Origin of the sequence: Isoptericola sp. F-RaC21 (genome assembly GCF_038593535.1) — a bacterium.
In the GTDB taxonomy this organism is placed as follows: Bacteria; Actinomycetota; Actinomycetes; order Actinomycetales; family Cellulomonadaceae; genus Isoptericola.
This window is the reverse complement of the sequence record NZ_JBCFYX010000002.1, coordinates 158,248-182,206: the sequence shown is the minus strand read 5'-3', so window position 1 is coordinate 182,206 and position 23,959 is coordinate 158,248. Positions and strand designations below refer to the sequence as shown.

Annotated in this window: 20 protein-coding genes; 4 read left to right on the top strand and 16 right to left on the bottom strand. The window is 72.8% G+C overall.

Features of this window, described 5'->3' with window-relative positions:
• Positions 1 to 65: 65 nt before the first annotated feature.
• From nuoL to AAG589_RS06130, 13 genes are all read right to left on the bottom strand, one after another.
• Positions 66 to 1,994 carry an NADH-quinone oxidoreductase subunit L gene (gene nuoL / locus AAG589_RS06190; RefSeq protein WP_430566402.1) on the bottom strand — a complete coding sequence of 643 codons (1,929 nt, stop codon included), beginning with the start codon at positions 1,992 to 1,994 and terminating at the stop codon, positions 66 to 68.
• Between the two features lie 28 nt (positions 1,995 to 2,022).
• Positions 2,023 to 2,322 carry an NADH-quinone oxidoreductase subunit NuoK gene (gene nuoK / locus AAG589_RS06185; protein WP_430566401.1) on the bottom strand — a complete coding sequence of 100 codons (300 nt, stop codon included), beginning with the start codon at positions 2,320 to 2,322 and terminating at the stop codon, positions 2,023 to 2,025.
• Entirely contained in the window at positions 2,322 to 3,161 is an 840-nt protein-coding gene (locus AAG589_RS06180) for an NADH-quinone oxidoreductase subunit J (protein WP_446719710.1), read from the bottom strand. The genes nuoK and AAG589_RS06180 overlap by 1 nt, the downstream gene beginning before the upstream one ends.
• Before the next feature lie 47 nt (positions 3,162 to 3,208).
• Positions 3,209 to 4,003 carry an NADH-quinone oxidoreductase subunit NuoI gene (nuoI, locus tag AAG589_RS06175; protein ID WP_430566399.1) on the bottom strand — a complete coding sequence of 265 codons (795 nt, stop codon included), beginning with the start codon at positions 4,001 to 4,003 and terminating at the stop codon, positions 3,209 to 3,211.
• The gene (gene nuoH, locus AAG589_RS06170) at positions 4,000 to 5,376 is read right to left on the bottom strand and encodes an NADH-quinone oxidoreductase subunit NuoH (protein WP_430566398.1); all 1,377 of its coding nucleotides are present in this window, start codon (positions 5,374 to 5,376) and stop codon (positions 4,000 to 4,002) included. Before nuoH ends, nuoI begins: the two co-directional genes overlap by 4 nt.
• Entirely contained in the window at positions 5,373 to 8,075 is a 2,703-nt protein-coding gene (locus tag AAG589_RS06165) for an NADH-quinone oxidoreductase subunit G (protein ID WP_430566397.1), read from the bottom strand. The genes nuoH and AAG589_RS06165 overlap by 4 nt, the downstream gene beginning before the upstream one ends.
• Positions 8,075 to 9,409 carry an NADH-quinone oxidoreductase subunit NuoF gene (gene nuoF / locus AAG589_RS06160; RefSeq protein WP_430566396.1) on the bottom strand — a complete coding sequence of 445 codons (1,335 nt, stop codon included), beginning with the start codon at positions 9,407 to 9,409 and terminating at the stop codon, positions 8,075 to 8,077. The genes AAG589_RS06165 and nuoF overlap by 1 nt, the downstream gene beginning before the upstream one ends.
• On the bottom strand, positions 9,402 to 10,292 hold the full coding sequence (gene nuoE, locus AAG589_RS06155) for an NADH-quinone oxidoreductase subunit NuoE (protein ID WP_430566395.1): 891 nt from the start codon (positions 10,290 to 10,292) through the stop codon (positions 9,402 to 9,404). Before nuoE ends, nuoF begins: the two co-directional genes overlap by 8 nt.
• Positions 10,289 to 11,635, bottom strand: coding sequence for an NADH-quinone oxidoreductase subunit D (locus AAG589_RS06150; protein WP_430566394.1), 1,347 nt, complete (start codon positions 11,633 to 11,635; stop codon positions 10,289 to 10,291). The genes nuoE and AAG589_RS06150 overlap by 4 nt, the downstream gene beginning before the upstream one ends.
• A 52-nt stretch (positions 11,636 to 11,687) precedes the next feature.
• Positions 11,688 to 12,494 (bottom strand): NADH-quinone oxidoreductase subunit C, encoded by an 807-nt coding sequence (locus AAG589_RS06145; protein ID WP_430566393.1) that lies wholly within the window; start codon positions 12,492 to 12,494, stop codon positions 11,688 to 11,690.
• Positions 12,491 to 13,042 (bottom strand): NuoB/complex I 20 kDa subunit family protein, encoded by a 552-nt coding sequence (locus AAG589_RS06140; protein WP_430566392.1) that lies wholly within the window; start codon positions 13,040 to 13,042, stop codon positions 12,491 to 12,493. The genes AAG589_RS06145 and AAG589_RS06140 overlap by 4 nt, the downstream gene beginning before the upstream one ends.
• Positions 13,043 to 13,178: 136 nt before the next feature.
• The gene (locus AAG589_RS06135; RefSeq protein WP_430566391.1) at positions 13,179 to 13,541 is read right to left on the bottom strand and encodes an NADH-quinone oxidoreductase subunit A; all 363 of its coding nucleotides are present in this window, start codon (positions 13,539 to 13,541) and stop codon (positions 13,179 to 13,181) included.
• A 49-nt stretch (positions 13,542 to 13,590) separates the two neighbouring features.
• Positions 13,591 to 14,904, bottom strand: coding sequence for a geranylgeranyl reductase family protein (locus tag AAG589_RS06130; protein WP_430566390.1), 1,314 nt, complete (start codon positions 14,902 to 14,904; stop codon positions 13,591 to 13,593).
• A 292-nt stretch (positions 14,905 to 15,196) separates the two neighbouring features.
• Here AAG589_RS06130 and AAG589_RS06125 point away from each other — a divergent pair, with 292 nt between their 5' ends.
• Complete coding sequence (locus tag AAG589_RS06125; RefSeq protein WP_430566389.1) at positions 15,197 to 15,412, top strand: hypothetical protein; 216 nt, start codon at positions 15,197 to 15,199, stop codon at positions 15,410 to 15,412.
• 62 nt (positions 15,413 to 15,474) lie between these two features.
• Here the strand turns inward: AAG589_RS06125 and AAG589_RS06120 are convergent, their stop codons facing one another.
• On the bottom strand, positions 15,475 to 16,803 hold the full coding sequence (locus tag AAG589_RS06120; protein WP_430566388.1) for an MFS transporter: 1,329 nt from the start codon (positions 16,801 to 16,803) through the stop codon (positions 15,475 to 15,477).
• A gap of 126 nt (positions 16,804 to 16,929) precedes the next feature.
• Entirely contained in the window at positions 16,930 to 17,625 is a 696-nt protein-coding gene (locus tag AAG589_RS06115; RefSeq protein ID WP_430566387.1) for a demethylmenaquinone methyltransferase, read from the bottom strand.
• Positions 17,626 to 17,784: 159 nt separating this feature from the next.
• Between AAG589_RS06115 and AAG589_RS06110 the strand changes: the two genes are divergently transcribed.
• From AAG589_RS06110 to AAG589_RS06100, 3 genes are all read left to right on the top strand, one after another.
• Positions 17,785 to 19,146, top strand: coding sequence for an 8-oxoguanine deaminase (locus AAG589_RS06110; protein WP_430566386.1), 1,362 nt, complete (start codon positions 17,785 to 17,787; stop codon positions 19,144 to 19,146).
• Positions 19,147 to 19,330: 184 nt separating this feature from the next.
• On the top strand, positions 19,331 to 20,791 hold the full coding sequence (locus AAG589_RS06105; protein WP_430566385.1) for a nucleobase:cation symporter-2 family protein: 1,461 nt from the start codon (positions 19,331 to 19,333) through the stop codon (positions 20,789 to 20,791).
• 67 nt (positions 20,792 to 20,858) lie between these two features.
• Positions 20,859 to 22,277, top strand: a complete 1,419-nt coding sequence (locus tag AAG589_RS06100) for an isochorismate synthase (RefSeq protein WP_430566384.1) — start codon at positions 20,859 to 20,861, stop codon at positions 22,275 to 22,277.
• A gap of 114 nt (positions 22,278 to 22,391) precedes the next feature.
• On the opposite strand, the gene AAG589_RS06095 is transcribed toward AAG589_RS06100, so the two are convergent.
• Complete coding sequence (locus AAG589_RS06095; RefSeq protein WP_430566383.1) at positions 22,392 to 23,951, bottom strand: DUF6114 domain-containing protein; 1,560 nt, start codon at positions 23,949 to 23,951, stop codon at positions 22,392 to 22,394.
• Positions 23,952 to 23,959: the final 8 nt, after the last annotated feature.

Here is a 23,959-nt window from a genome sequence, read left to right as displayed (position 1 = left end):
TGCGTCCCCGTCCTTCGTCGTCGACGTCTTCTTCGGCGTCATCGCCATCGCTCCCGACATCTCGATCAGCTCGCCAGGACCCACACGACCAGCCCGACGACGCCGAGGCCGCCGAGCATCGTCGCCGCGTACGTCCGCACGTAGCCGTTCTGCATCCGGCGCAGCCGGGCGCCGAGGCGGCCGATGCCGCCCGCCAGGCCCAGCCAGCCGCCGTCCACGGCCGTGCGGTCGGAGTACACCAGCGCCCGGGTGAGGTACTGCCCCGGCCGCATCACCAGGGACTCGTTGACCGCGTCCTGGTACAGGTCGACGCGCGCCGCCCGCACCACGGCGGGCGCCGGCGGCGGCTCGACGGGCACGGCCGCGACCGCGAACTGCCGGAACGCGAGCAGCGCGCCGAGCACGACCAGCACCAGGGTCAGCGTCATGAGCAGCCACACCGGCAGCACCGGCTCGTGGTGCTCCGCGTGCCCGGTGACCGGTTCCAGCCAGGTGACGAACCTGTCGCCCAGGGCCAGGAACCCGCCGAGGAACACCGACCCGGCGGCCAGCACGATCATCGGCCAGGTCATGAGGCGCGGGGACTCGTGCGGGTGCCGCACGGGCGCGCCGTCGTCGCCGGCCCCCTCGTCGGGCCGCCACCTCCGGCGGCCGGCGAAGGTCATGAAGAACAGCCGCGACATGTAGTAGGCCGTGATCCCGGCGCCGAGCAGCGCCGCCAGCCCGAACACCCACGGCCGCCAGCCCTCGCCCACGAACGCGGCCTCGATGATCTTGTCCTTCGACCAGAACCCGGAGAACGGCGGGACCCCCAGGATGGCCAGCCAGCCGAGGCCCATGGTGATCGCCGTGACCGGCAGCAGCCGGGCGAGGCCGCCGAAGCGGCGCATGTTCACGTCCTCGTCCATCGCGTGCATCACCGACCCGGCGCCGAGGAACAGCCCGGCCTTGAAGAACCCGTGGGTGAGCAGGTGGAAGATCGCGAACGCGTACCCGATCGGACCCAGGCCGGCGGCGAGCATCATGTAGCCGATCTGCGACATCGTCGACGCCGCGAGCGCCTTCTTGATGTCGTCCTTCGCGGTACCGACGACCGCCCCGAACAGCAGCGTCAGCGCGCCGACGATCGCGACGACGAGCTGCGCGTCCGGCGCGGCCTCGAGGATCGGGCCGGAGCGCACCAGGAGGTACACGCCGGCGGTGACCATCGTGGCCGCGTGGATCAGCGCGGACACCGGCGTCGGGCCCGCCATGGCGTCCCCGAGCCACGCCTGCAGCGGCAGCTGCGCCGACTTGCCGCACGCCGCCAGCAGCAGCATGAGCCCGATGGCCGTCATCGTCGCCTGACCCGCCGCCGTGGCGCCCTCGCCGGCGGCCGGCAGCACGTCGGCGAAGCGCACCGAGCCGAACGTGGCCAGCAGCAGCATCATCGCGACGATGAGCCCCATGTCGCCCACGCGGTTCATGACGAACGCCTTCTTGCCCGCCACCGCGTTCTCGCGCTTGCCGTCCCAGAACCCGATGAGCAGGAACGACGCCAGGCCCACGCCCTCCCAGCCGACGAACAGCAGCAGGTAGGAGTCCGCGAGCACCAGCAGCAGCATCGCCGCGACGAACAGGTTGAGGTACCCGAAGAACCGGCGCCGATCGACGTCGTGGTCCATGTACGCCACCGAGTACACGTGGATCAGGGTGCCGACGAACGTCACGAGCATCACGAACGTCATCGACAGCGGGTCCACCTGGAACCCGAGGTCCACGTGCAGGGGCCCGGAGTCGATCCACGTGCCCACGGTGTGCGTGCCCACCCGCTGGTCGGCGGGGGTGCCCAGCATGTCGAGCAGCATCACCAGCCCGACGACGAACGTCGCGGCGCTGGCCAGCACGCCCAGCCAGTGCCCCCACCGGTCGGTGCGCCGGCCGGCGACCAGCAGCACGAGGGCGCCGATCATCGGGGTCGCGACCAGCCACGGGGCCAGGGAGAGAGTCTGCATCGTCGTCTGCGTGTCCACAGGTCGCCTCTCAGCTGTGCAGCAGGTTGACGTCGTCGACCGAGGCCGACCGGCGGGAACGGAAGATCGTGATGATGATCGCGAGCCCCACCACGACCTCGGCCGCGGCGACCACCATGACGAAGAACGCGAGCACCTGGCCCGTCACGTCGCCGTGGATGCGCGCGAACGTCACGAACGCGAGGTTGGTGGCGTTGAGCATGAGCTCCACCCCCATGAACACGACGATGGCGTTGCGCCGCAGCAGCACCGTCGTCGCGCCGATCGCGAACAGGATCACGGCCAGCCCCAGGTAGTTGGTGATCTCCATCAGCGCACCTCCTCCTCACCGCTGGTGGAGCCCGTCGAGACCCCATCGCCGGTTGAGCTTGTCGAAACCCCACCGCTGGTTGAGCTTGTCGAAACCCCTTCCTCGGTCTCGACGGGCTCGACCAGCGAGATCGACGAGACCACGAGCGTCTCCTCCTCGGCGAGCACCGCGGTGGCCGACCGCTCCTGCCCGCGGATGCGCAGCACGCGCGGCACCGAGTGCGGCAGCGGCTCGCCGTCCGGGCCGAGCGCGGGCGTGTCCATCGCGTTGTTCTGCGCGTAGACGCCGGGGGCGGGCAGCGGGGTGAGCGTGCGGCCCTCCGGCAGGGCGGCGACGCGCGCGGCCGCGAGGACGCGCTGCGTGGGCCGCACACTGAGCCGGCGGCGGTGCGTCAGCACCAGGCCGGCCAGGGCGGCGGTGACCAGCAGAACGCCGACCACCTCCATCGCGAGCACGTAGTCCCCCAGCAACACCCGGGCCAGCGCCACCGGGTTGGTGAGCTCCTCGCTCGCCGCCAGCCCGACCGCGGGCGGGAACGCGGCCTGCGCGACCACGCCGAGCAGCACCACGACCAGCCCCAGGCCGAGCAGCACGCCCAGCCAGCGCTGGCCCTTGATGGTCTCGGTGAGCGAGTCGGCGGAGTCGACGCCCACCAGCATCAGCACGAACAGGAAGAGCATCATCACGGCGCCCGTGTAGACGACCACCTGCACGACGCCGAGGAACGGCGCCTCCTGCGCCACGTAGAGGATGGCCAGCCCGACCATCACGAACATCACGCACACCGCGGCGTGCACCGCCTTGCGGGCGAACAGCAGCCCGAGCGCGGCGAGCACCATGAGCGGCGCGAGCACCCAGAACAGCGCGGCCTCCGCGCCCGACGCGGTCACGGCCGGCCGCCGGGGTGGCCGGGGTCCGTCGGGTCGGGCGTGGGCAACGTCGCGACGTGCCCGCCCTCGGCGGCCTGCCGGGTCGCGACGGCGGCCTTGGTCGCGCTGCCGCGCAGCCGGTGCCGGCGGGGCGTGGGCGGCGGGGCGTCCCCGTGCGCCACCCGCTCGGCGGCGTCGAGCGTCGGGTCGTCGGGCCGGTGCTCGCGCACCCAGGCCACCTGCTCGGGCGTCGGCGCCGTGACCTCGCCGCGGTAGTACTCGGTGTCCGTGGTGCCCTCGACCATCGGGTGCGGCGCGGCGAGCATCCCCTCCGCGAGCGGGGCGAGCAGGTCCTGCTTCTCGAAGATCATCCCCGCGCGGTCGGGGCCCGCGAGCTCGTAGTCGTTCGTCATCGTGAGCGCCCGGGTGGGGCACGCCTCGATGCACAGCCCGCAGAAGATGCACCGCAGGTAGTTGATCTGGTAGACGCGGCCGTACCGCTCGCCGGGCGACATGTGCTCGCCGTCCGGCAGCTCGGCGTTGTCCGCGCCCTCGACGTAGATCGCGTCCGCGGGGCACGCCCAGGCGCACAGCTCGCAGCCGATGCACTTCTCCAGCCCGTCCGCGTACCGGTTGAGCTGGTGACGCCCGTGGTACCGGCGCTGCGGCGGCGTCTTCTTGCGCGGGTACTGCTCGGTCACCGTGGGCCGGAACATCGACGAGAACGTCACGCCGAACCCGGCCACAGGGGCGAACATCTCCCCCAGCGGCCCCTTGGACGGGCGCAGCGGCTCGTAGGGCTTGTCGGTCATCGCGTCTCCTCGGATCGGTCGACGGCGGGGTCGGAGGCGCCGGACGCCCCCGGGACGTCGGCGGCCTGCATCACGTGCCGGCGCGCACGCGGCGACGGCGGCAGCGACTGCCCCGGCAGGGGCGGCACCGGGAAGCCGTCGGCGAAGGCGTCGAAGTCCCGTGAGGGCTCTGTCGGGCGGCGTGCGCCGCCCGGGGGCCCGGCGCCGGCTGCGGCCTTCGCCGGGGCCTGCTTGCGGTCGGGCCAGAGCCACAGGAGGGCGATGACCACCACGGCCGCGACCACGACGCCGGTGATGAGCTGGGTGCGCGTGACGCCCGCCAGGCCGAGGTACTGGAACACGCTCAGCACCACGACCCACACCAGCGCGACCGGGATGAGCACCTTCCAGCCGAACGACATGAACTGGTCGTAGCGCAGCCGCAGCAGCGTGCCGCGCACCCAGACGAACACGAACATGACCAGCCAGAGCTTGACGAGGAACCACAGCAGCGGCCACCAGCCCGCGTTGAACATCCCGTCGTTGATCGCCGACAGCGGCCACGGCGCCCGCCAGCCGCCGAGGAACAGGGTGGTCGCCACCGCGGAGACGTTGAGCATGTTGATGTACTCCGCCAGGAAGAACCAGGCGAACTTCATCGAGCTGTACTCCGTCATGTAGCCGGAGACGAGCTCGCCCTCGGCCTCCGGCAGGTCGAACGGCAGGCGGTTGGTCTCGCCGATCATCGAGATGACGTAGACGACGAACGCGGGCAGCAGCGGCAGGAACCACCAGATGCTCGTCTGCGAGGCCACGATCTGGGAGGTCGACATCGAGCCGGCCATGATGAACACGCTGACGAGCGAGAGCCCCATCGCCAGCTCGTACGAGATCACCTGGGCGGTGGACCGCACCGACCCGAGCAGCGGGTAGGTGGACCCGGACGACCAGCCGCCCAGCACGATGCCGTACACGCCCATCGACGCGCAGGCGAGCACGTACAGGACTGCGACGGGGAAGTCGGTGAGCTGCGCCGGCGTCGTGTAGTCCGTGAACGGGATCGTCACCTCGGGGCCGAACGGGATGACCGCGAACACCAGCAGCGCGCAGAACACCGAGATCATCGGCGCCAGCAGGTACACGACCCGGTCCGCCCGGGTGACGTTCACGTCCTCCTTGAGCAGCAGCTTCATCGCGTCCGCGAGCGACTGCAGCAGGCCGAACGGCCCATGCCAGTTGGGGCCCGGGCGCACCTGCATGCGCGCCACGACCTTGCGCTCGAACCAGATGGCGAAGAGCACGCTGGTCAGCAGGAAGACGACGATGAGCACCGCCTTGATCAGCGACACCCACAGCCAGTCGTTGCTGAAGTCGGACGCGACCCCCGGGATCATGCGGCCCCTCCATCGACGTCGGTGGCCGAGCCCGTCGAGACCCCGTCGTGGGCCCCGACCGGATCGGCAGGCGAAGAGATGCGCACCAGGTCGCCCGGCGCGGCGCCCAGGGCGTCGTGCACCCGGCACCCGCGGGACGCGAGCGGCAGCCACACCACGTGGTCGACCATCTCCGTGATCGCGACGGGCACGGTCAGCGAGCCCCGGTCGGTGGTCACGGTCACCCGGTCGCCGTCGTACACGTCGACGGCGGCCGCGGTGGCCGCGGACATCCGGGCGACCGGCCGCTTCGCCGTGCCGGCCAGGAACTGCTCGCCGTCCTGCAGCGCGCCGTCGTCGAGCAGCAGGTGCCAGCTCGCCAGCACGGCGGACCCGGCCGGAACCTCGGGCGGCTCGACGGGGTCGGCCTGGGGAGCAGGCACCCGGGCGCCGCCCCACGCGGGCAGGGCCGCGATCGCGCGGTGCGCGTCCAGCGGCGTGCCCGCGCCGAGCGCGACGCCGGCCTGCGCGGCCAGGGCGTCGAGCACGCGGTGGTCCGGCAGCGCGGCCGACTCCAGCGCCTGACCGAAGGCGCGGACCCGCCCCTCCCAGTTCCAGTACGACCCGGCGCGCTCCACGGGCGGGGCGACGGGCAGGACGACGTCGGCCAGCTCCGTCACCTCGGAGCGCCGGACCTCGAGCGAGACGACAAAGCCCGCGGCCCCGAGGGCGCGCCGTGCGTGCGCCGGGTCGGGCAGGTCGGCGAGCTCCACCCCGCCGACGAGGGCGCCGCCGAGCTGGCCGACCGAGAGCGCGTCGAGGATCTCCGCGACGTCGCGCCCCGGGGCGGCCGGCAGCGCGTCGGCGTCGACGCCCCAGGCCGCGGCGACCTCGGCGCGGGCGGCCGGGTCGGTCAGCGGCCGGCCGCCGGGCAGCAGGCCGGGCAGCAGCCCCGCCTCGAGGCCTCCCCGCTCCCCCGCGCGGCGCGGGATCCAGGCGATGCGGGCGCCGGTGGCGGCCGCGAGCCGCAGGGCGGCTCCGTACGCGCCGGGCGACGACGCGAGCCGCTCCCCCACGAGGATCAGCGCGCCCGGGGCGGCGAGGCCGTCGGCGACGGCCCCCAGGGTGCCGGCGTCGGAGTCGGCGGGCACCAGACCGCCGCCCGCCCGGGTGGCGAGGATGCCCAGCCACTCCGCCTCCGTGCCGGGGGCGGCGGGCAGCAGCTCGCCGCCCAGCCGGGCGAGACCACGGCTCGCGAAGGGGGCCACGGACCACACCTTCGTGCCGTGCTTGCGCACGCCCTTGCGCAGCCGGAGGAAGGTGACGCCGGCCTCCTCCTCGGCCTCCAGGCCGGCCAGCAGCACCGCCGGGGCGGCCTCGACGTCGCCGAAGGTCACGCCGACCCCCGTGCCTGCGACCGCGTGGCCCAGGAACGCCGTCTCCTCCGCCGACCCGACGCGGGCGCGCTGGTCCACGTCGTCGGTGCCGAGCACGGTGCGTGCGTAGCGCGACCAGGCGAACGCGTCCTCGACGGTCAGCCGGCCGCCGGGCAGCACCCCGACGCCGCCGGCCGCGCGGGCGGCGGCCAGTCCCTCGGCCGCCAGCTCGAAGGCCTCGACCCACGACGCGGGCCGCAGCTCGCCGCGCGAGACGACCGCGCCGTCCTCGTCGAGCACCCGGTCCCGCACCAGCGGGACGGTGAGCCGGTCGGGCGCCGCCTGCCAGGTGAACGCGAAGCGGTCCTTGTCGGTGATCCACTCCTCGTTGACCGCCGGGTCCTCCCCCGACAGCCGCCGCAGCACCACGCCGCGCCGGTGGTCGACGCGGATCGCGGAGCCGCACGAGTCGTGCTCGGAGATGCTCGGCGTCGAGACCAGGTCGAAGGGCCGGGACCGGAACCGGTAGGCCGCGCCGGTGAGCGCGCCGACCGGGCAGATCTGCACGGTGTTGCCGGAGAAGTACGACGCGAACGGCACGCCCGCCGTGCTGGTGGCGCTCGTCGAAACCACAGGTTCGCTGGTTGAGCTTGTCGAAACCCCTTCCTCGGTCTCGACAGGCTCAACCACCGGGGAGGGGGTGAAGTCCAGCACCGTCTCGTCGAACCGGCCGATCTGCTGGTGCGCGCCGCGCTCCTGCAGCGCGATGAACGCGTCGCCCGCGATCTCGTCGCTGAACCGGGTGCAGCGCTGGCACAGCACGCAGCGCTCGCGGTCCAGCAGGATCTCGGTGGACACGGCGATCGGCTTGGGGAACGTGCGCTTGACGTCCTCGAACCGCGACTCGGCGCGCCCGTTGCTCATCGCCTGGTTCTGCAGGGGGCACTCGCCGCCCTTGTCGCACACCGGGCAGTCGAGCGGGTGGTTCATGAGCAGCAGCTCCATGACCCCGTGCTGCGCCTTGTCCGCGACCGGCGACGTGCGCTGCGTCTTGACCACCATGCCGGGCGTGACCGTCATCGTGCAGGAGGCCTGCGGCTTCGGCATCGGTCGCACGTTGCCCTCGCGGTCGGGCATCGCCACCTCGACCAGGCACTGGCGGCACGCGCCCGCGGGCTCGAGCAGCGGGTGGTCGCAGAACCGCGGGATCTGGATGCCCACCTGCTCGGCCGCGCGGATGATCAGCGTGCCCTTCGGCACCGTCACCTCGACCTCGTCGATGGTGAGCGTCACCGTCTCGACGGGCGGCGCGGCCGCGTCCTTGGAGTCCGTGGTCGCCGTCATCAGTGACCTCCCGCCCCGGCGAGCGCCGGTGCCTGCTTGGGGGTGTACGGGAACAGGGCGCTGGCGCTCGGGTCGAAGGGGCACCCGTGACCGGTGATGTGCGCCTCGTACTCGTCGCGGAAGAGCTGGATGCTCGACGTCACGGGCGACGTCGCGCCGTCGCCCAGCGCGCAGAACGCGCGGCCGAGGATGTTGTCGCACAGGTCGAGCAGCAGGTCGACGTCGCGCTCCTCGCCCTGCCCGGCCTCGATGCGGTGCAGCACCTGCTTGAGCCAGTAGGTGCCCTCGCGGCAGGGCGTGCACTTGCCGCAGGACTCGTGCGCGTAGAAGTCCGTCCACCGGCTCACCGCCCGGACCACGCACGTCGTGTCGTCGAAGAGCTGCAGGGCGCGGGTGCCGAGCATCGACCCCGCCGCGCCGACCGACTCGTAGTCGAGCGGGGTGTCCAGGTGGTCGGCCGTGAACAGCGGCGTGGACGATCCGCCCGGCGTCCAGAACTTCAGCTCGTGCCCGGCCCGGATCCCGCCGGCGAGGTCGAGCAGCTCGCGCAGCGTGATGCCGAGCGGCGCCTCGTACTGGCCAGGGCGCGTGACGTGGCCGGACAGCGAGAACAGCCCGTGGCCGGCGGACTTCTCCGTCCCCATGCCGGCGAACCAGTCGGCGCCGCGGGCGACGATGCCCGGCACCGACGCGATCGACTCCACGTTGTTCACCACCGTGGGCCGCGCGTACAGGCCGGCGACGGCGGGGAACGGCGGCTTGAGCCGCGGCTGGCCGCGCTTGCCCTCCAGCGAGTCGAGCAGCGCCGTCTCCTCGCCGCAGATGTAGGCGCCGGCGCCGGCGTGCACCGTGACCTCGAGGTCGAAGCCCGACCCGAGCACGTCCGCGCCGAGGTACCCGGCGTCGTACGCCTCCTGCACCGCGGCCATCAGCCGGCGGTACACGTGGAGCACCTCGCCGCGCACGTACACGAACGCGTGGTGGCACCCGATCGCGTAGCTCGTGATCGCGATGCCCTCCACCAGGTGCTGCGGGCTCGCGAGCAGCAGCGGGATGTCCTTGCACGTGCCCGGCTCGGACTCGTCCGCGTTGACCACGAGGTAGCGCGGGCCGCCGTCCGGCGGGGGCAGGAAGCCCCACTTCATCCCGGTCGGGAAGCCGGCGCCGCCGCGGCCGCGCAGGCCGGAGTCCTTCACCGTCTGCACGAGGTCGCCCGGTTCCATGGTCAGCGCCCGGCGCAGCCCGGCGTACCCGCCGGCGGCCTCGTACGACGCGAGCTTCCACGACCGGTCGGCGTCCCACGTGTCCGTGAGCACGGGCATGAGGTCAGTCATCGCTGCCACCCTTCTCCGGCTCGGGGTCGGCGTCGCCGCCCGACGGCGAGCGCCCGGGGCTCTCGTCCCCCGGCGCGGCGGGCTTCCGCTCCGCGCTGGACTGCGCGGTGCCCGTCTCCGGCGGCACCTCGCTGGTCGAGCCGTTCTCGCCGGTTGAGCCTGTCGAGACCCGTTCGGTGGTCTCGACAGGCTCGGCCGACGGGCTGTCGACGGCGGCGGCCGCGCGCGCCAGGCGCAGCCCGGCGAGCGTCGGCTCCCCCGCGCCCACGCCCTCGTCGGCGCGGCCGTCGGTGAACCCCGCGAGCACGCGGCTCATCTGCTTGAACCCGCACACCGACGACGCGCCGCGCGTGGGGGCCACCGGCTCGCCCGCCCGCAGGCGGTCGGCGAGCTCCGTGGCCGACTCGGGCGTCTGGTTGTCGAAGAACTCCCAGTTGACCATCACGACCGGCGCGTAGTCGCAGGCCGCGTTGCACTCGACCCGCTCGAGCGTGATCGCGCCGTCGTCGGTGGTCTCGTCGTGCCCGACGCCGAGGTGCTCGCTCAGCTCGTCGAAGATGGCGTCCCCGCCCATCACCGCGCACAGCGTGTTGGTGCACACGCCCACGGTGTACGTGCCGTTGGGGTGCCGCTTGTACTGCGTGTAGAAGGTGGCCACCGCGCTCACCTCGGCGGGCGTCATCTCGAGCTGCTCGGCGCAGAACAGGATGCCGTCGCGGCTCACGTACCCGTCCACCGACTGCACCAGGTGCAGCATCGGCAGCAGGCCGGACCGCGGGTCCGGGTAGCGCGCGGTGATCGCGGCGGCGTCGGCGGCGAGCGACGCGAGCGTGTCGGCGTCGTACCGCGTGGCCGAGCGGGCGCTCGTGGGTTCTGCCGTCATCGGTCGACCCCTCCCAGCACGGGGTCCAGGGACGCGACGGCGACGACGACGTCGGCCACCTGGCCGCCCTCGCACATCACCGACACGGCCTGGAGGTTGTTGAACGACGGGTCGCGGAAGTGCGCCCGGTAGGGCTTGGTGCCGCCGTCGGACACCGCGTGCACCCCGAGCTCGCCACGCGGGTGCTCGACGGTCTGCCACGCCTGCCCGGCCGGCACCCGGAAGCCCTCGGTGACGAGCTTGAAGTGGTGGATCAGGGCCTCCATCGAGGTGCCCATGATCTGGCGGATGTGGTCCAGCGAGTTGCCCTGGCCGTCCGACCCGACGGCCAGCTGCGCTGGCCACGCGATCTTCTTGTCCGCCACCATCACCGGCGCCCCGGTGGTCGCCTCGAGCCGGGCCAGGGCCTGCTCCACGATCCGCAGCGACTGGTAGCACTCCTCGATCCGCAGCACCACGCGGGAGTAGCAGTCCGCGTCGGTCGACGTCGGGACGTCGAAGTCGTACGTCTCGTACCCGGAGTACGGGAACGCCTTGCGCACGTCGTAGGGCAGCCCCGTGGAGCGCAGCACCGGGCCCGTGACGCCCAGCGCCATGCAGCCGGCGAGGTTGAGCACGCCGACGTCGGTCAGCCGCGCCTTGAAGATCGGGTTGGCGAGCATGAGGTCGCCGAGCTGGCCGAGGTACTGGCGGATCTTCGGCAGCGCCGCCCGCACCTGGTCCTCGAACCCCTCCGGCACGTCCTGCGCGACGCCGCCCGGCCGCACGTACGCGTGGTTCATGCGCAGCCCGGTGACGGCCTCGAACAACCGGAGGATCTCCTCGCGGGCGGTGAAGCCGATCGTCATGACCGTCGTCGCGCCCATCTCGTTGCCGCCCGTGCCCAGGCACACGAGGTGGGACGCCACCCGGTTGAGCTCCATCATCAGCACCCGGATGATCGACGCCCGCTCGGGCACGTCGTCGGTGATGCCGAGCAGCTTCTCCGTGGCGAGGCAGTACGCCGACTCCTGGAACAGCGGCGCCAGGTAGTCCATCCGGGTGCAGAACGTGGTGCCCTGCGTCCAGGTGCGGAACTCCATGTTCTTCTCGATGCCGGTGTGCAGGTAGCCGATGCCGCAGCGGGCCTCGGTGACCGTCTCGCCGTCGATCTCGAGCATGAGGCGCAGCACCCCGTGCGTGGACGGGTGCTGCGGGCCCATGTTGACGACGATGCGCTCCTCGCCCACCGCCTCGCGGGCGATCTCGTCCCAGTCGCCGCCGGACGCCTCGAAGCCCGGGATGCCGGGGTCGAACTCGTCGTCGGTGGGCGGTCGGGTGGCGGTGAAGGTCCCCGAGGTCATGTCGGGGCCCCCGCACGAGCGCGAGCGCAGCGAGTGGTCGTGTGGGGTGGCGTCATGAGTACTGCCTCCTCGTGTCCGGCGGCGGCACCGTGGCGCCCTTGTACTCCACGGGGATGCCGCCGAGCGGGTAGTCCTTGCGCTGCGGGTGGCCCGGCCAGTCGTCCGGCATCTCGATGCGCGCCAGGCCGGGGTGGTCGTCGAAGACGATCCCGAAGAAGTCCCAGGTCTCGCGCTCGTGCCAGTCGTTGGTCGGGAACACCGACGTGGTCGAGGGGATGTGCGGGTCGGCGTCGGGCGCGGCCACCTCCAGGCGGACGCGCCGGCCGTGGGTCACGGAGGTGAGGTGGTAGACGGCGTGCAACTCGCGGCCCGTGTCCTGCGGGTAGTGCACGCCCGAGACGCCGAGGCTGAGCTCGAACCGCAGGTCCTGGTCGTCGCGCAGCGCCCGGCAGACGGCCACGAGGTGCTCCCGCGCCACGTCCAGGGTCAGCTCGGCGTGCGGGCTGGGCGGGTCGGCCTGCGGGTCGACGACGACCCGCTCGATCGCGTCGTCGAAGGCGACGCCCGCCTCGCCGAGCACCTCGGCGAGCACGTCGACCGCCTCGTCGAACCAGCCGCCGTAGGGCCGCGTCGCGGCGCCCGGCAGCGCGACCGGCTGCACGAGCCCCCCGTACCCGGACGTGTCGCCCGAGCCCTGCACGCCGAACATGCCCCGGCGCACCTCGACGACCTCCGGGCCACGCCCGCCCCGGCCGGCCTGCTCGCTGCCGGGCACCAGCTCCCCGGACCGCGGGCCCTGGACCTCCTCCGGCTGCGGCACGGGCTTGTCGGCGCCGCCCGCCGTCGTGCCGTCGGTCATCGCAGCAGCCCCTTGAGCTCGAACGTCGGCGTGGCCTCCAGCGCCGCCGCCTCGGCGGCCGCGGCCGCCTCCCGGCGGTTGACGCCCAGCGGCGAGTCCTGGATCTGCTGGTGCAGCGCGAGGATCGCGTTGATCAGCATCTCCGGCCGCGGCGGGCAGCCCGGCAGGTAGATGTCGACGGGCACGATGTGGTCGACGCCCTGCACGATCGCGTAGTTGTTGAACATGCCGCCGCTGGACGCGCACACGCCCATGGACAGCACCCACTTGGGCTCGCTCATCTGGTCGTAGACCTGCCGCACGACGGGCGCCATCTTCTGGCTCACCCGGCCCGCGACGATCATGAGGTCCGCCTGCCGCGGCGACGCCCGGAACACCTCCATGCCGAACCGCGACAGGTCGAACCGCGACGCGCCGGCCGCCATCATCTCGATGGCGCAGCACGCCAGCCCGAACGTCACCGGCCACACGGACGCCTTGCGCAGGTAGCCCGCCAGGTCCTCGATCGTCGTCAGCAGGAAGCCCGACGGAGCCTCTTCCAGGCCCATGACCCCTCCCCTTCGTGAACATCGGTGCCGGATGCTCGGCGCCGATGCCGTCCGTAGTGCCGTGTCGTGCTGGGTGGTGCAGGTCGTGCTGGGTGGTGCAGGTCGTGCTGGGTGGTGCTTGCTCGTGCGCCCGGGCCTAGACCCAGGTGAGGCCCCCGCGCCGCCACTCGTAGACGAACGGCACGGTGATGAGGGCGAGGAAGGACAGCATCGCGACGAGGCCGAAGCCGGCGAGCGCGGCGAAGTCCACCGCCCACGGGTAGAGGAAGACCACCTCGATGTCGAAGACGATGAACGTCATCGCGACCAGGTAGTACTTGACGGGCAGCCGCCCGCCGCCGACGGCGTGCGGCGTCGGCTCGATGCCGCACTCGTAGGCGTCGAGCTTGGCCCGGTTGTAGCGCTTCGGGCCGATGACGGCGCTCGCCGCCACGCCGCCCACCGCGAGCACCAGGGCCACGCCCATGAGCATGAGGACCGGAACGTACGGGTTCGTCATCGCGCTCCTCCGCTGTGCATCTCGACCACTCCCTTGTGCTCGTCTGCGCTCATGCCGCCGGGACCACCCTGGTGAGCCCGCTGATGACCCGGTCCACCCAGTCACCGCCGCGCGGCTCGTAGCAGTCGGACAGCAGCTTGAGCACGAACCGCATGACCACCGGCCGCGGCAGCCCGTACCGCACGCAGATCCGCATGACCTGCGGGTGCTCGATGAGCCGCACGAACCAGCGGCCCAGCGTGTAGTAGCCGCCCAGGTCGGCCCGCATCCGGTCGGCGTAGGAGGCGAGCGTGCGCTCCCGCGCGTCGTCCGTGGTGCGGGTGCGCGCCTGGGCGATCGCGTCGGCGGCCACCCGGCCCGCCTGCAGCGCGTAGGCGATGCCCTCGCCGTTGAACGGGCTGACCATGCCGGCTGCGTCGCCCACCAGCACCGCGCCGCCCGAGTACAGCGGGCTGCGGTTGAAGCCCATCGGCAGCGCGGCGCCGCGGATCGGCCCCACCTGGTTCTCGGGCGTGAACCCCCACTCCTCGGGGGCGTTGCGCATCCAGGCCTGCATCAGCCGCTTGTAGTCGTGCCCGACGGCGGACTGGCGCGCGGGCGTTGAGCTCACGGCGCCGAGGCCCACGTTGGCCGTGCCGTCGCCGAGCGCGAAGATCCAGCCGTACCCGGGCAGGAGGTTCGACTCCCCCGGCGCGCCGTCCCACAGCTCGAGGTGCGACTCCATCCACGCGTCCTCGTGCCGGGAGGTCCCGGCCGTGCGGAAGTAGGTGCGCACCGCGGTGCCGAGCGGTCGGTCGTCGCGGCGGGTGATGCCGAGCGCCGTCGCGAACCGCGAGGAGACGCCGTCGGCCGCGACGACGACGGGCGCCCGGTAGGTCGTCTCGGCGCCGTCGGCGCGGCCGTTCCCGTCGAGGGCCTGCGCCCGCACCCCCACGACCCGGCCGTCGCGCTCGTCGAGCAGCGGGCCGGACACCTTGGTGCGCTCGAGCAGCTTGGCGCCGCCGGCCTGCGCGTGCTGCGCGAGGCGGTGGTCGAGCGACGTCCGGGCGCGGGCCATGCCGTAGCCGGGGAACGAGTCGAGGTCGGGCCAGGGCAGCTCCCACGACCGGGCGCCGGCGACCACGCGCAGGCCCTCGTTGCGGATCCAGCCGTCCTCCTCGCGCGTGCCGAGACCCATGCGGGCCAGCTCGCCGACGGCGCGGGGGGTGAGCCCGTCGCCGCACACCTTGTCGCGCGGGAAGGACGCCTTGTCGAGCAGGAGCACGTCGAGGCCGGCGGCGGCGCACCAGTGAGCCGTGGACGAACCGGCCGGGCCGGCGCCCACGACGATGACGTCGGCGTCGTCCGAACGACCTGACCGCACGTGCTCACCTCGATCCCTCGAGCCTCCCGGCGACGGTGCCGGGGCGGACTTGTGAACCTCATCACAACTCTTGCGAGCACTCTAGTCACGATCGGGCGGCCGTGTGTAGGAAGGTGAGCCTTCCTTGCCGGGCACCGCCCCCGCAACCCGCGTCCCCGCAGGTCCGAGAGGGTGGCGCCACCGGCATGTCGCGGGGTGCGTGCGACGCCTCGCGTGCCTACGGTCGTGCGCACGACCCACGGCAGCGACCGTCAGCACGACCCATCAGCACGACCATCGGGAGGCGTGACCCATGAAGGCAGGACCGGCATTCGTCGTCGGCGCGGCGCTGGGCTACCTGCTCGGCACCGAGAAGGGCCGGCAGCAGCTCGACAAGGCCAAGGGCTGGGCGACCGAGACCTGGAACGACCCGCGCGTGCAGGCCAAGGTCTCCGACGTCACCAGCAGCGTGACGGAGTTCGCCCGGGAGCAGGGCGGCGCGCTCAAGGACCGCACCGCCGGCAGCTGACCTGAAGCCGGTCGAGCCCGCCGGGACCCTCGAGGTCGTGGCGGGCTCGACCGACGAGCGGGTCAGCGGGCGGCCGGGATCTCGTCGTCGAGGTCGGCGCCGTAGCGCTCCTTCTCGATCTCCTTGAGGCTCTTGCCGGCGGTGTCGGGCGTCCACACCACGCCGATGACGAGCGACGCCACGAGGAACGCCACCATGATCCCGCCGACGAACGGCACGCCCTGCTCGGCGAGCATGGTCGGGAACAGGTAGCTGAGCAGGCCCACCGCGATGCGGGCGACGAAGAACAGCACGCCCTGCGCGGATGCCCGGTACGCCGTGGCGAACAGCTCGGCGGTCCAGAGCGCGTAGAACGCCTGGGCGCCGATGCCGGCGGACACGCCCCACAGGACGGCGTACGCGATGAGCAGCGGCATCGAGACGTGCGGCACGAACGCGAGGATCATCCAGGCGGCGACCGCCAAGGCGGCGCCGATGCCGTACAGCAGCCGCCGGCTCACCCGGTCGCCGTACTTCATGAAGCCCCAGAAGGTGGCCGCCGACGTCAGGCCCCAGACCAGCACCTGCAGCAGGTTCTGCGCGACGGCGCTCTCGACGCCGGCCGTCTGGTAGACCCGCGGCATGAAGATGCCGGCCTGCCCGGCCACCGTGTTCCACAGGGCGTAGACGCCGACGAGGAACAGCAGCGCCTTGACGTTCTGCGGGTGCGAGATCAGCTCGCGGAAGCCGCGCCGCTTGCGGCCGAGCGCGACCTGCTTGGCGTTGGACTCCTTCCAGACGTCCGACTCCGCCAGGCCGCGCCGCACCCACCAGGTGACGAACGCGATGACGAACAGGTGGGCGAAGATGATGCGGCTGCCGAGCAGGCCGAGCGGCACGAGCGCCGTCGCGAGCACGAAGCCGACGAACGGCCCGAGCGACCACGCGAGCTGGGCCGTCCCGACGTGCCGGGCGCGCTGGTCGTCCGGCGCCTCCTCGGCGATGTACGTCCAGGCGACCGGGACGCCGGCGCCCACGGCGATGCCGGTGAGCACGATGCCGACGAACAGCATCCACGGGGCACCGGCGAACACGATGAACGCGGTGCCGAGCATGTACAGCAGCAGGTCGTACGTGTAGATGAACTTGCGCCCGTACCTGTCGCCCAGCGGGCCGCCGACCATCGCGCCGACCGCCGCGCCGAACGCGTTGGCGCTCAGGGCCGCGGCGAGCCCGACGGCGAGGTTGCTGAGCCCGAAGTGCTCCTGCCAGAGCGTGAGGCTCGTGGCGAGCGCGATGATCGAGCCCGCCTCGATGTAGTTGGACATCGCGACCGCGACGGTCGCCCGGTACCCGTGCAGGCGGGATCCGCCGCCCGGCGTCGGGCGCGTGGCGCTGTGTGGTGTCGTCATCGACCGTGCCTTCCCTGCGTACGTCGTCGTGCTGAACGTCGTCTTTGAATCGTTTCAGGATCGCAAGGACGATACGCCGGGCTCCGTGCGGGCGTCAAAGGCCGAGGCCAGACGTCGGCGCGGGCGTCAGGCCGGGCGCACGGCCCGGTGCAGCGCCACGATGCCGCCGGTGAGGTTGCGGTAGGACACGCGGTCCCACCCGGCCGCGAGCAGCCGGCGCCCGAGCGCGGCCTGGTCGGGCCAGCTCCGGATGGACTCGGCGAGGTAGTCGTACGACCCGCGGTCGCGCGTGACCGCGCCCGCCACCACCGGCAGCGCGCGCATCAGGTACTCCAGGTACACGGTGCGGAACGGCGCCCACGTGGGCGTCGAGAACTCGCAGATCACCACCCGCCCGCCGGGGCGCACCACGCGCAGCATCTCGCGCAGCGCGGCGTCCGTGTCGACGACGTTGCGCAGCCCGAAGCTGATCGTCACCGCGTCGAACGCGCCGTCGGCGAACGGCAGCCGGATGGCGTCGCCCGCCACGAACGACAGGTCGGGGCGGCGCTCCTTGCCCACCGCCAGCATGCCGAGGCTGAAGTCGGACGGCACGACCAGCGCGCCGTCGCCCGCGAAGGGCTCGCTCGACGTGCCGGTCCCCGCCGCGAGATCGAGCACGCGCTCGCCGGGGACGGCCGCGACGGCGTCCACCACCGCGCGCCGCCAGCGCCGGTCCTGCCCCAGGGAGACGAGGTCGTTGACGAGGTCGTAGCGCTTCGCGATCCCGTCGAACATCGACGCGACCTCGGCGGGCTTCTTCTCCAGGCTGGCGCGAGACATGGTCGTCATCGTCGCACGCACCGTTGACGCCCCGAGCGACGCTCGCCTACGGTCGCCGCAGAGGACGGCGCGGTGCCGTCGCTCCCTGGATCGGCAGACAGGACCACTGAGCCGGCGCGACGCGGCGCCGCTCCCGGTGCCGCCGCCATGGAGGCACCGATGAGCACCTGGATCAAGAACCCGCTGGCGATCTTCACCGCCGACGACGGACCCGAGGCGCCCGACGCGCGCGGCGGCGTCGTCGTCACGGACGGCGTGATCACCGAGCTGGTCGCGTCAGGGGCGGGCCCGTCCGCCCCGGTCGACGAGACGTTCGACGCGTCCGAGCACGTGGTCACGCCCGGCCTGATCAACACGCACCACCACTTCTACCAGACCCTCACGCGCGCCTGGGGGCCGGTCGCCGACGCCGAGCTGTTCCCCTGGCTCACCACGCTCTACCCCGTCTGGGCGCGCCTCACGCCGCGCGCGCACGAGCTCGCGACGAAGGTCGCGCTGACCGAGCTGCTGCTGTCCGGCTGCACCACGGCGGCCGACCACCACTACGTGTTCCCGGCGGGGCTGGACGACGCGATCGACCTCCAGGTCGCGGCGGTCCGCGAGCTCGGCATGCGCGCCACGCTGACGCGCGGGTCGATGACGCTCGGCACGGACGACGGCGGCCTGCCGCCGCAGTCGGTGGTGCAGGACCCGGACACGATCCTGGCCGACTCCGAGCGGCTGGTCTCCACCTACCACGAGCGCGGCGCGGGGGCGCGGGTCCAGATCGCGCTGGCGCCGTGCTCGCCGTTCTCGGTCACCCCGGAGACCATGCGCGACACCGCCGAGCTGGCCGAGCGGCTCGACGTGCGGCTGCACACCCACCTCGCCGAGACGATCGACGAGGAGGACTTCCTGCGCGAACGGTTCGGCATGCGCACGGTGGACTACCTCGAGTCGGTCGGCTGGCTCACCGACCGCGCCTGGCTGGGCCACGGCATCCACTTCGACGACGCCGAGATCGCGCGGCTCGGCGCGGCGGGCACGGGAGTGGCGCACTGCCCGACGTCGAACATGCGGCTCGCGTCCGGCATCGCGCGGGTGCTGGAGCTCGAGGACGCCGGCGCTCCGGTCGGCCTCGGCGTGGACGGCTCGGCCTCCAACGACGCGTCGACGATGATGCCCGAGGCCCGCCAGGCGCTGTACCTGCAGCGGCTCCAGTACGGCGCCTCGGTGCCGGTGGCCCGCGCCCTCGGCTGGGCCACGCGCGGCTCGGCCCGCGTACTGGGGCGCGACGACCTCGGCGTGCTGGCCGTCGGCAAGCAGGCCGACCTCGCGCTCTGGCGGCTCGACGAGCCCCGCTTCTCCGGCTCGCACGACCCGGTCGCCGCGCTCCTGCTGTGCGGGGCGGACCGCGCCGACCGCGTGATGGTCGGCGGCGAGTGGCGCGTCGTCGACGGGGCCGTGGTCGGCCTCGACCTGCCCGCGCTGCTGGCCGAGCACCGCGAGGCGGCCCGGCGGCTGGTCGCCGACGCTGGTTGAGCTTGTCGAAACCCCGGTGGCCGGCGAGGAAACCGGGTTTCGACAAGCTCAACCAACGGCGGGGTTTCGACAGGCTCGACCAGCGGAGGGGGTTGACACAGGTCACACTTGCCGGGTCGAATAGTGGAATGCTTCTTCCGTAGACCGGAAGACTGGCCATCGATAGCGAACGAGGAGGTCCGCTATGTCACGGTCCACATCCCCCCGGGCGGCGACCAGCCCGAGCCGCCCCGAGGACGAGCGCCTGCCGATCGGCGCCACGTTCGGGTACGGCTTCCAGCACGTCCTGACGATGTACGGCGGCATCATCGCGCCCCCGCTCATCGTGGGCGGCGCCGCCGGGCTCACGTCGGCGGAGATCGGCACGCTCATCGCGGCGTGCCTCTTCATGGGCGGCCTGGCCACGATCCTGCAGACGGTCGGGATCAGGTTCTTCGGCTCCCAGCTCCCGCTCGTGCAGGGGGTGTCGTTCGCCGGCGTCTCCACCATGGTCGCGATCGTCGGGGGCGGCGGCGGGATCCCCGCCGTCCTCGGCGCGGTGCTCGTCGCGTCGGCGATCGGGTTCCTCATCACGCCGTTCTTCGCCCAGATCGTCCGGTTCTTCCCGCCCGTGGTCACCGGCGTCGTCATCACGACGATCGGCCTGACCCTCATGCCGGTGGCGGCGAACTGGGCGATGGGCGGCGACGCCGAGGCGCCCGACTACGGCTCCACGAGCAACATCGGTCTCGCGTTCCTCACCTTCGCCATCGTCATCCTGCTGTCGAAGGTCGGCTCCGGCGTCGTCTCCCGGCTGTCGATCCTCATCGCGATCGTCGCCGGCACGCTCATCGCCCTCGCGCTCGGGATGGCGGACTTCTCCGGCGTCGGCGAGGGCCCGGTGGTCGCGTTCCCGATGCCGTTCAGCTTCGGCGCCCCGACGTTCGAGATCGCCGCCATCGTGTCGATGCTCATCGTCATCCTCGTGACGCTCACGGAGACGACGGCGGACATCATCGCCGTCGGCGAGATCGTCGGCACCAAGGTGGACCGCAAGCGCATCGCGAACGGCCTGCGCGCCGACATGGCGTCGTCCGTCGTCTCGCCGGTCTTCGGCTCGTTCACCCAGTCCGCGTTCGCGCAGAACGTCGGCCTGGTCGCGATCACCGGCGTGAAGTCACGCTTCGTGGTCTCGGCCGGCGGCGTGATCCTCGTCGTGCTCGGCCTGCTGCCCGTGCTGGGCCGCGTCGTGGCCGCCGTGCCGACCCCGGTCCTCGGCGGCGCCGGCGTCGTCCTGTTCGGCTCCGTGGCGGCGTCGGGCATCCGGACGCTCGCCAAGGTGGACTACGCCAACTCGATGAACCTCGTCATCGTGGCCGCGTCGATCTCGTTCGGCATGATCCCGATCGCGAAGCCCGACTTCTACGACCAGTTCCCCACGTGGTTCGGCACCATCTTCCACTCGGGGATCAGCTCGGCGGCGCTCATGGCCATCCTGCTGAACATCCTGTTCAACCACATCAAGGCCGGCACCCCCGAGAACCCGTCGGTCTTCGTCAAGGGCACCGCGAGCAAGGCCGTGGACGACGACCAGCTCGACGACCTCGCCGACGACGGCGTGCTGAACCACTCGACCGAGCGTCGCGGCAGCACCCCGACCGCGTGACCGGGCCGACGGCGCGGACGCCTCGGTGAGCGGGGCGTGGCGGACCTCCGGGCGTACCCTGGAGCCGATGTCCGCCACGCCCCTGCCGGCCCCGCGCCCCCTTCCGGGCACGACCACCGGCACCAGCCCCGATCCCGCGACGGAGCCCCTCGCGCTCCTGGTCCGCACCTCCCGGATCGACGACCTGCCCGGCGGTCTCACCGCCCTCGTCGACCTGCTGCCGGACACCCGCCCGCTGAGCTGGGTACGGCGCGGGGACGGCATCGTCGGCTGGGGCGAGGCGCTCCGCTTCGACACCTTCGGCCCCGGCCGGTTCGCCGACGCCGAGGCCGCCTGGCAGGCCACCCTCCAGCGGGCCGTGGTGCGCGACGACGTGCAGCTGCCCGGCACGGGCCCGGTCGCGTTCGGGACGTTCGCGTTCGACGACGCCGGCCAGCTGGACGACCAGGACGGCGACGACGCCGGCCACCCGCGGCCGGACGGGTCGCTCGTCGTGCCGCGGGTCGTCGTGGGCCGCCGCGCGGGCGTCACCTGGATGACCACCATCACCCCCGGCGCGCACCTCGACGCCGCCCCCGGGACCGACGCCCTGGCGCGCGAGCCGCGCGCGGACGTCACCGCCCCCGGCCGAGTCCGCTTCGCCGACGGCGCCGTCGCCGCCGCGGACTGGCCCGCCGTCGTGCGCGAGGGCGTGGCCCGGATCCAGTCCGGCGCGCTCGAGAAGGTGGTGCTGGCGCGCGACGTGCTCGCCACCACCGAGCACCCCCTGGACCCCCGGTGGCTGCTGCGCCGCCTCGCCGACCGCTACGCCGCCTGCTGGACGTTCTCCGTCTCCGGCATGGTCGGCGCCACCCCCGAGCTGCTGGTCCGCAGCGAGAAGGGGCTCGTCACCTCCCGCGTGCTGGCGGGCACCATCCGCCGCGAGGCCGGGATGTCCGACGACGACGCCCTGCTGCACGCCGCGCAGCTCGCCCGCTCCTCCAAGGACCTGGAGGAGCACGAGTACGCCGTGCGATCCGTCGCCGCCGCGCTGGAGCCGTTCTGCTCGTCGATGAACGTCCCGGACGCCCCGTTCGTGCTGCACCTGCCGAACGTCATGCACCTCGCGTCCGACGTCACCGGGGTCCTCGACCGCGGCGGCGACGCGGCCGGGCGGGCGCCGTCCTCCCTCACCCTGGCCGCCGCGCTGCACCCGTCGGCAGCCGTCTGCGGCACGCCGACGAACGTCGCGCGCGACCTCATCCGCGAGATCGAGGGCATGGACCGCTCCCGCTACGCCGGCCCCGTCGGGTGGGTGGGCGCCGACGGCGACGGCGAGTGGGGCATCGCCCTGCGGTCCGCCGAGCTGTCCGCGACCGACCCCCGCCACGTGCGACTCTTCGCCGGCTGCGGCATCGTCGCCGCGTCCGACCCGGAGGCCGAGCTCGCCGAGTCCGAGGCGAAGCTGGTGCCCATGCGGTGGGCGCTCGGAGACACGCCGAGGTAGTTCGAAATTCGCCGAGGTAGTTCGCGAGGAGGTGGGCCGAGCGGCCCACCTCAGGCCGCGAACTACCTCGGCGAATTTCGAACTACCTCGGCGAATTTAGAACTACCTCGGCTGTCACTCCTCCCAGACCTGCTCGCGGAAGCTCGACCAGATCTGCTTGTCCGAGGTGGCCCCCATGAGGCCGATCCGCGCGTCCGTGAGGCCCAGCAGCATCTCGACCGGCGACGCGCCCGCCGCGATTTTGTCGCCCAGCTCGGCCCAGTCGTCGCCGTCGGGCAGGTCCGCGTGGATGGAGGAGATGTACATCTGCGCGTCGCCCTCCATCGACACGTAGTCGGCGTCGGTGATCGTGCCGCCGACCTTGCCGTTGTTGTCGGCATAGGTCTTGAGCCAGAACCCGGGCACCTTGACGTAGTCGACGTTGATCCGCAGCGCGTCACGCCGTGGCCCGCCGGTCGTCACGGGGACGTTCACCACGTCGATCCCGTTGATGCCCGTCAGCGGCAGCTGCAGGTCCCGCGTCTCGAGCTCGCCGTCCTGGGAGAAGACGTTCTCGTCCTCCTGCGTGCCGCAGTCGCCCGGCAACGAGACGTTGATGTCGTACTCGCCGCCGAACGTGATCCGCGCGCAGGGGCCCAGCTCCAGCCTGAACTCCTTCTTCACGTCGTCCTGGGCCTGCTCCTCGGACGGCGTGTCCGCATCGCCCTTGCCGTCCTTGCCGCTCTTGTCTTCCTTGCCCGCGGCCTTCTCCTCGGCGCCGGCCGGGTCGTCGCCCGTGCCGTCCCCGCCCTTCGCGTCCTCGCCCGCCGCGGTGGACGGGTCCGCCGCCTCGTCGCCGGACGTCGTGCCGTCGGCGGTGGCCCCGTCGTCGGTGCCGCTCGTCGCGTCGTCGTCGGCCGTCCCGGCGTCCTGCGAGGCGGAGGGTGACGGGCTGGGCGTGGGGTCGGCGGCGTCGTCGCTGCCGCAGGCCCACTCGAGCCAGCCCAGCGGGTCCCAGCAGTCCGACGCCGTGCGCACCTGCTGCACGGGCGCGGCGGCCGCCTGGACCGTCGTCGCGCCCGTCCCCCCGAGGGCGAGCACCGCGACCGCCGCGACGACGGCCGCGTGCCGCCCGCCTCGCGTGGGCTCCTCGTCGAACGGCAGGATCTCGGCGAGGCCGACCTCCTGACCGTCGGCGCGGGGATCCGCGGGGGCCGGGACGGAGTCGGGTCCGGGCGCCGCCGCGGGCGTCTCGTCGTCGGCCGCCGCCGGCGCCTCCGCGCCGCCGGCGCGCGGCATCCACGACACCGCGAGGATGCCCCCGACGACACCGAGGACCATGCCGATGCCGAAGCCGCCCAGGTTGACGCCCAGCAGCGAGTACACCGAGATCGCCAGCGTGATGACGCCGTAGAACACGCGGAACTGCGGCTGCGTCATCACCAGCACGCCCAGGAGCACCAGCGCCGCGGGCAGCAGCGTGGACTGCATGCCCTCGATGCCGAGCTGGATCTCGAAGTTGTCGAACTGCAGCCGGCCGGAGAACCACATCACCACGCCGGCGAGGATCGCCAGCACGCCGCCCCAGAAGGGCCGGTCCCGCCGCCAGGCGGCGAACCGCTGGCGGCGGGTGGCCGGCGCCTCGGGGGCCGGCGTCGGGGTCGCCTCAGGGGCCGAGGTGTTCTCGTCGCTCACGCCTGGTC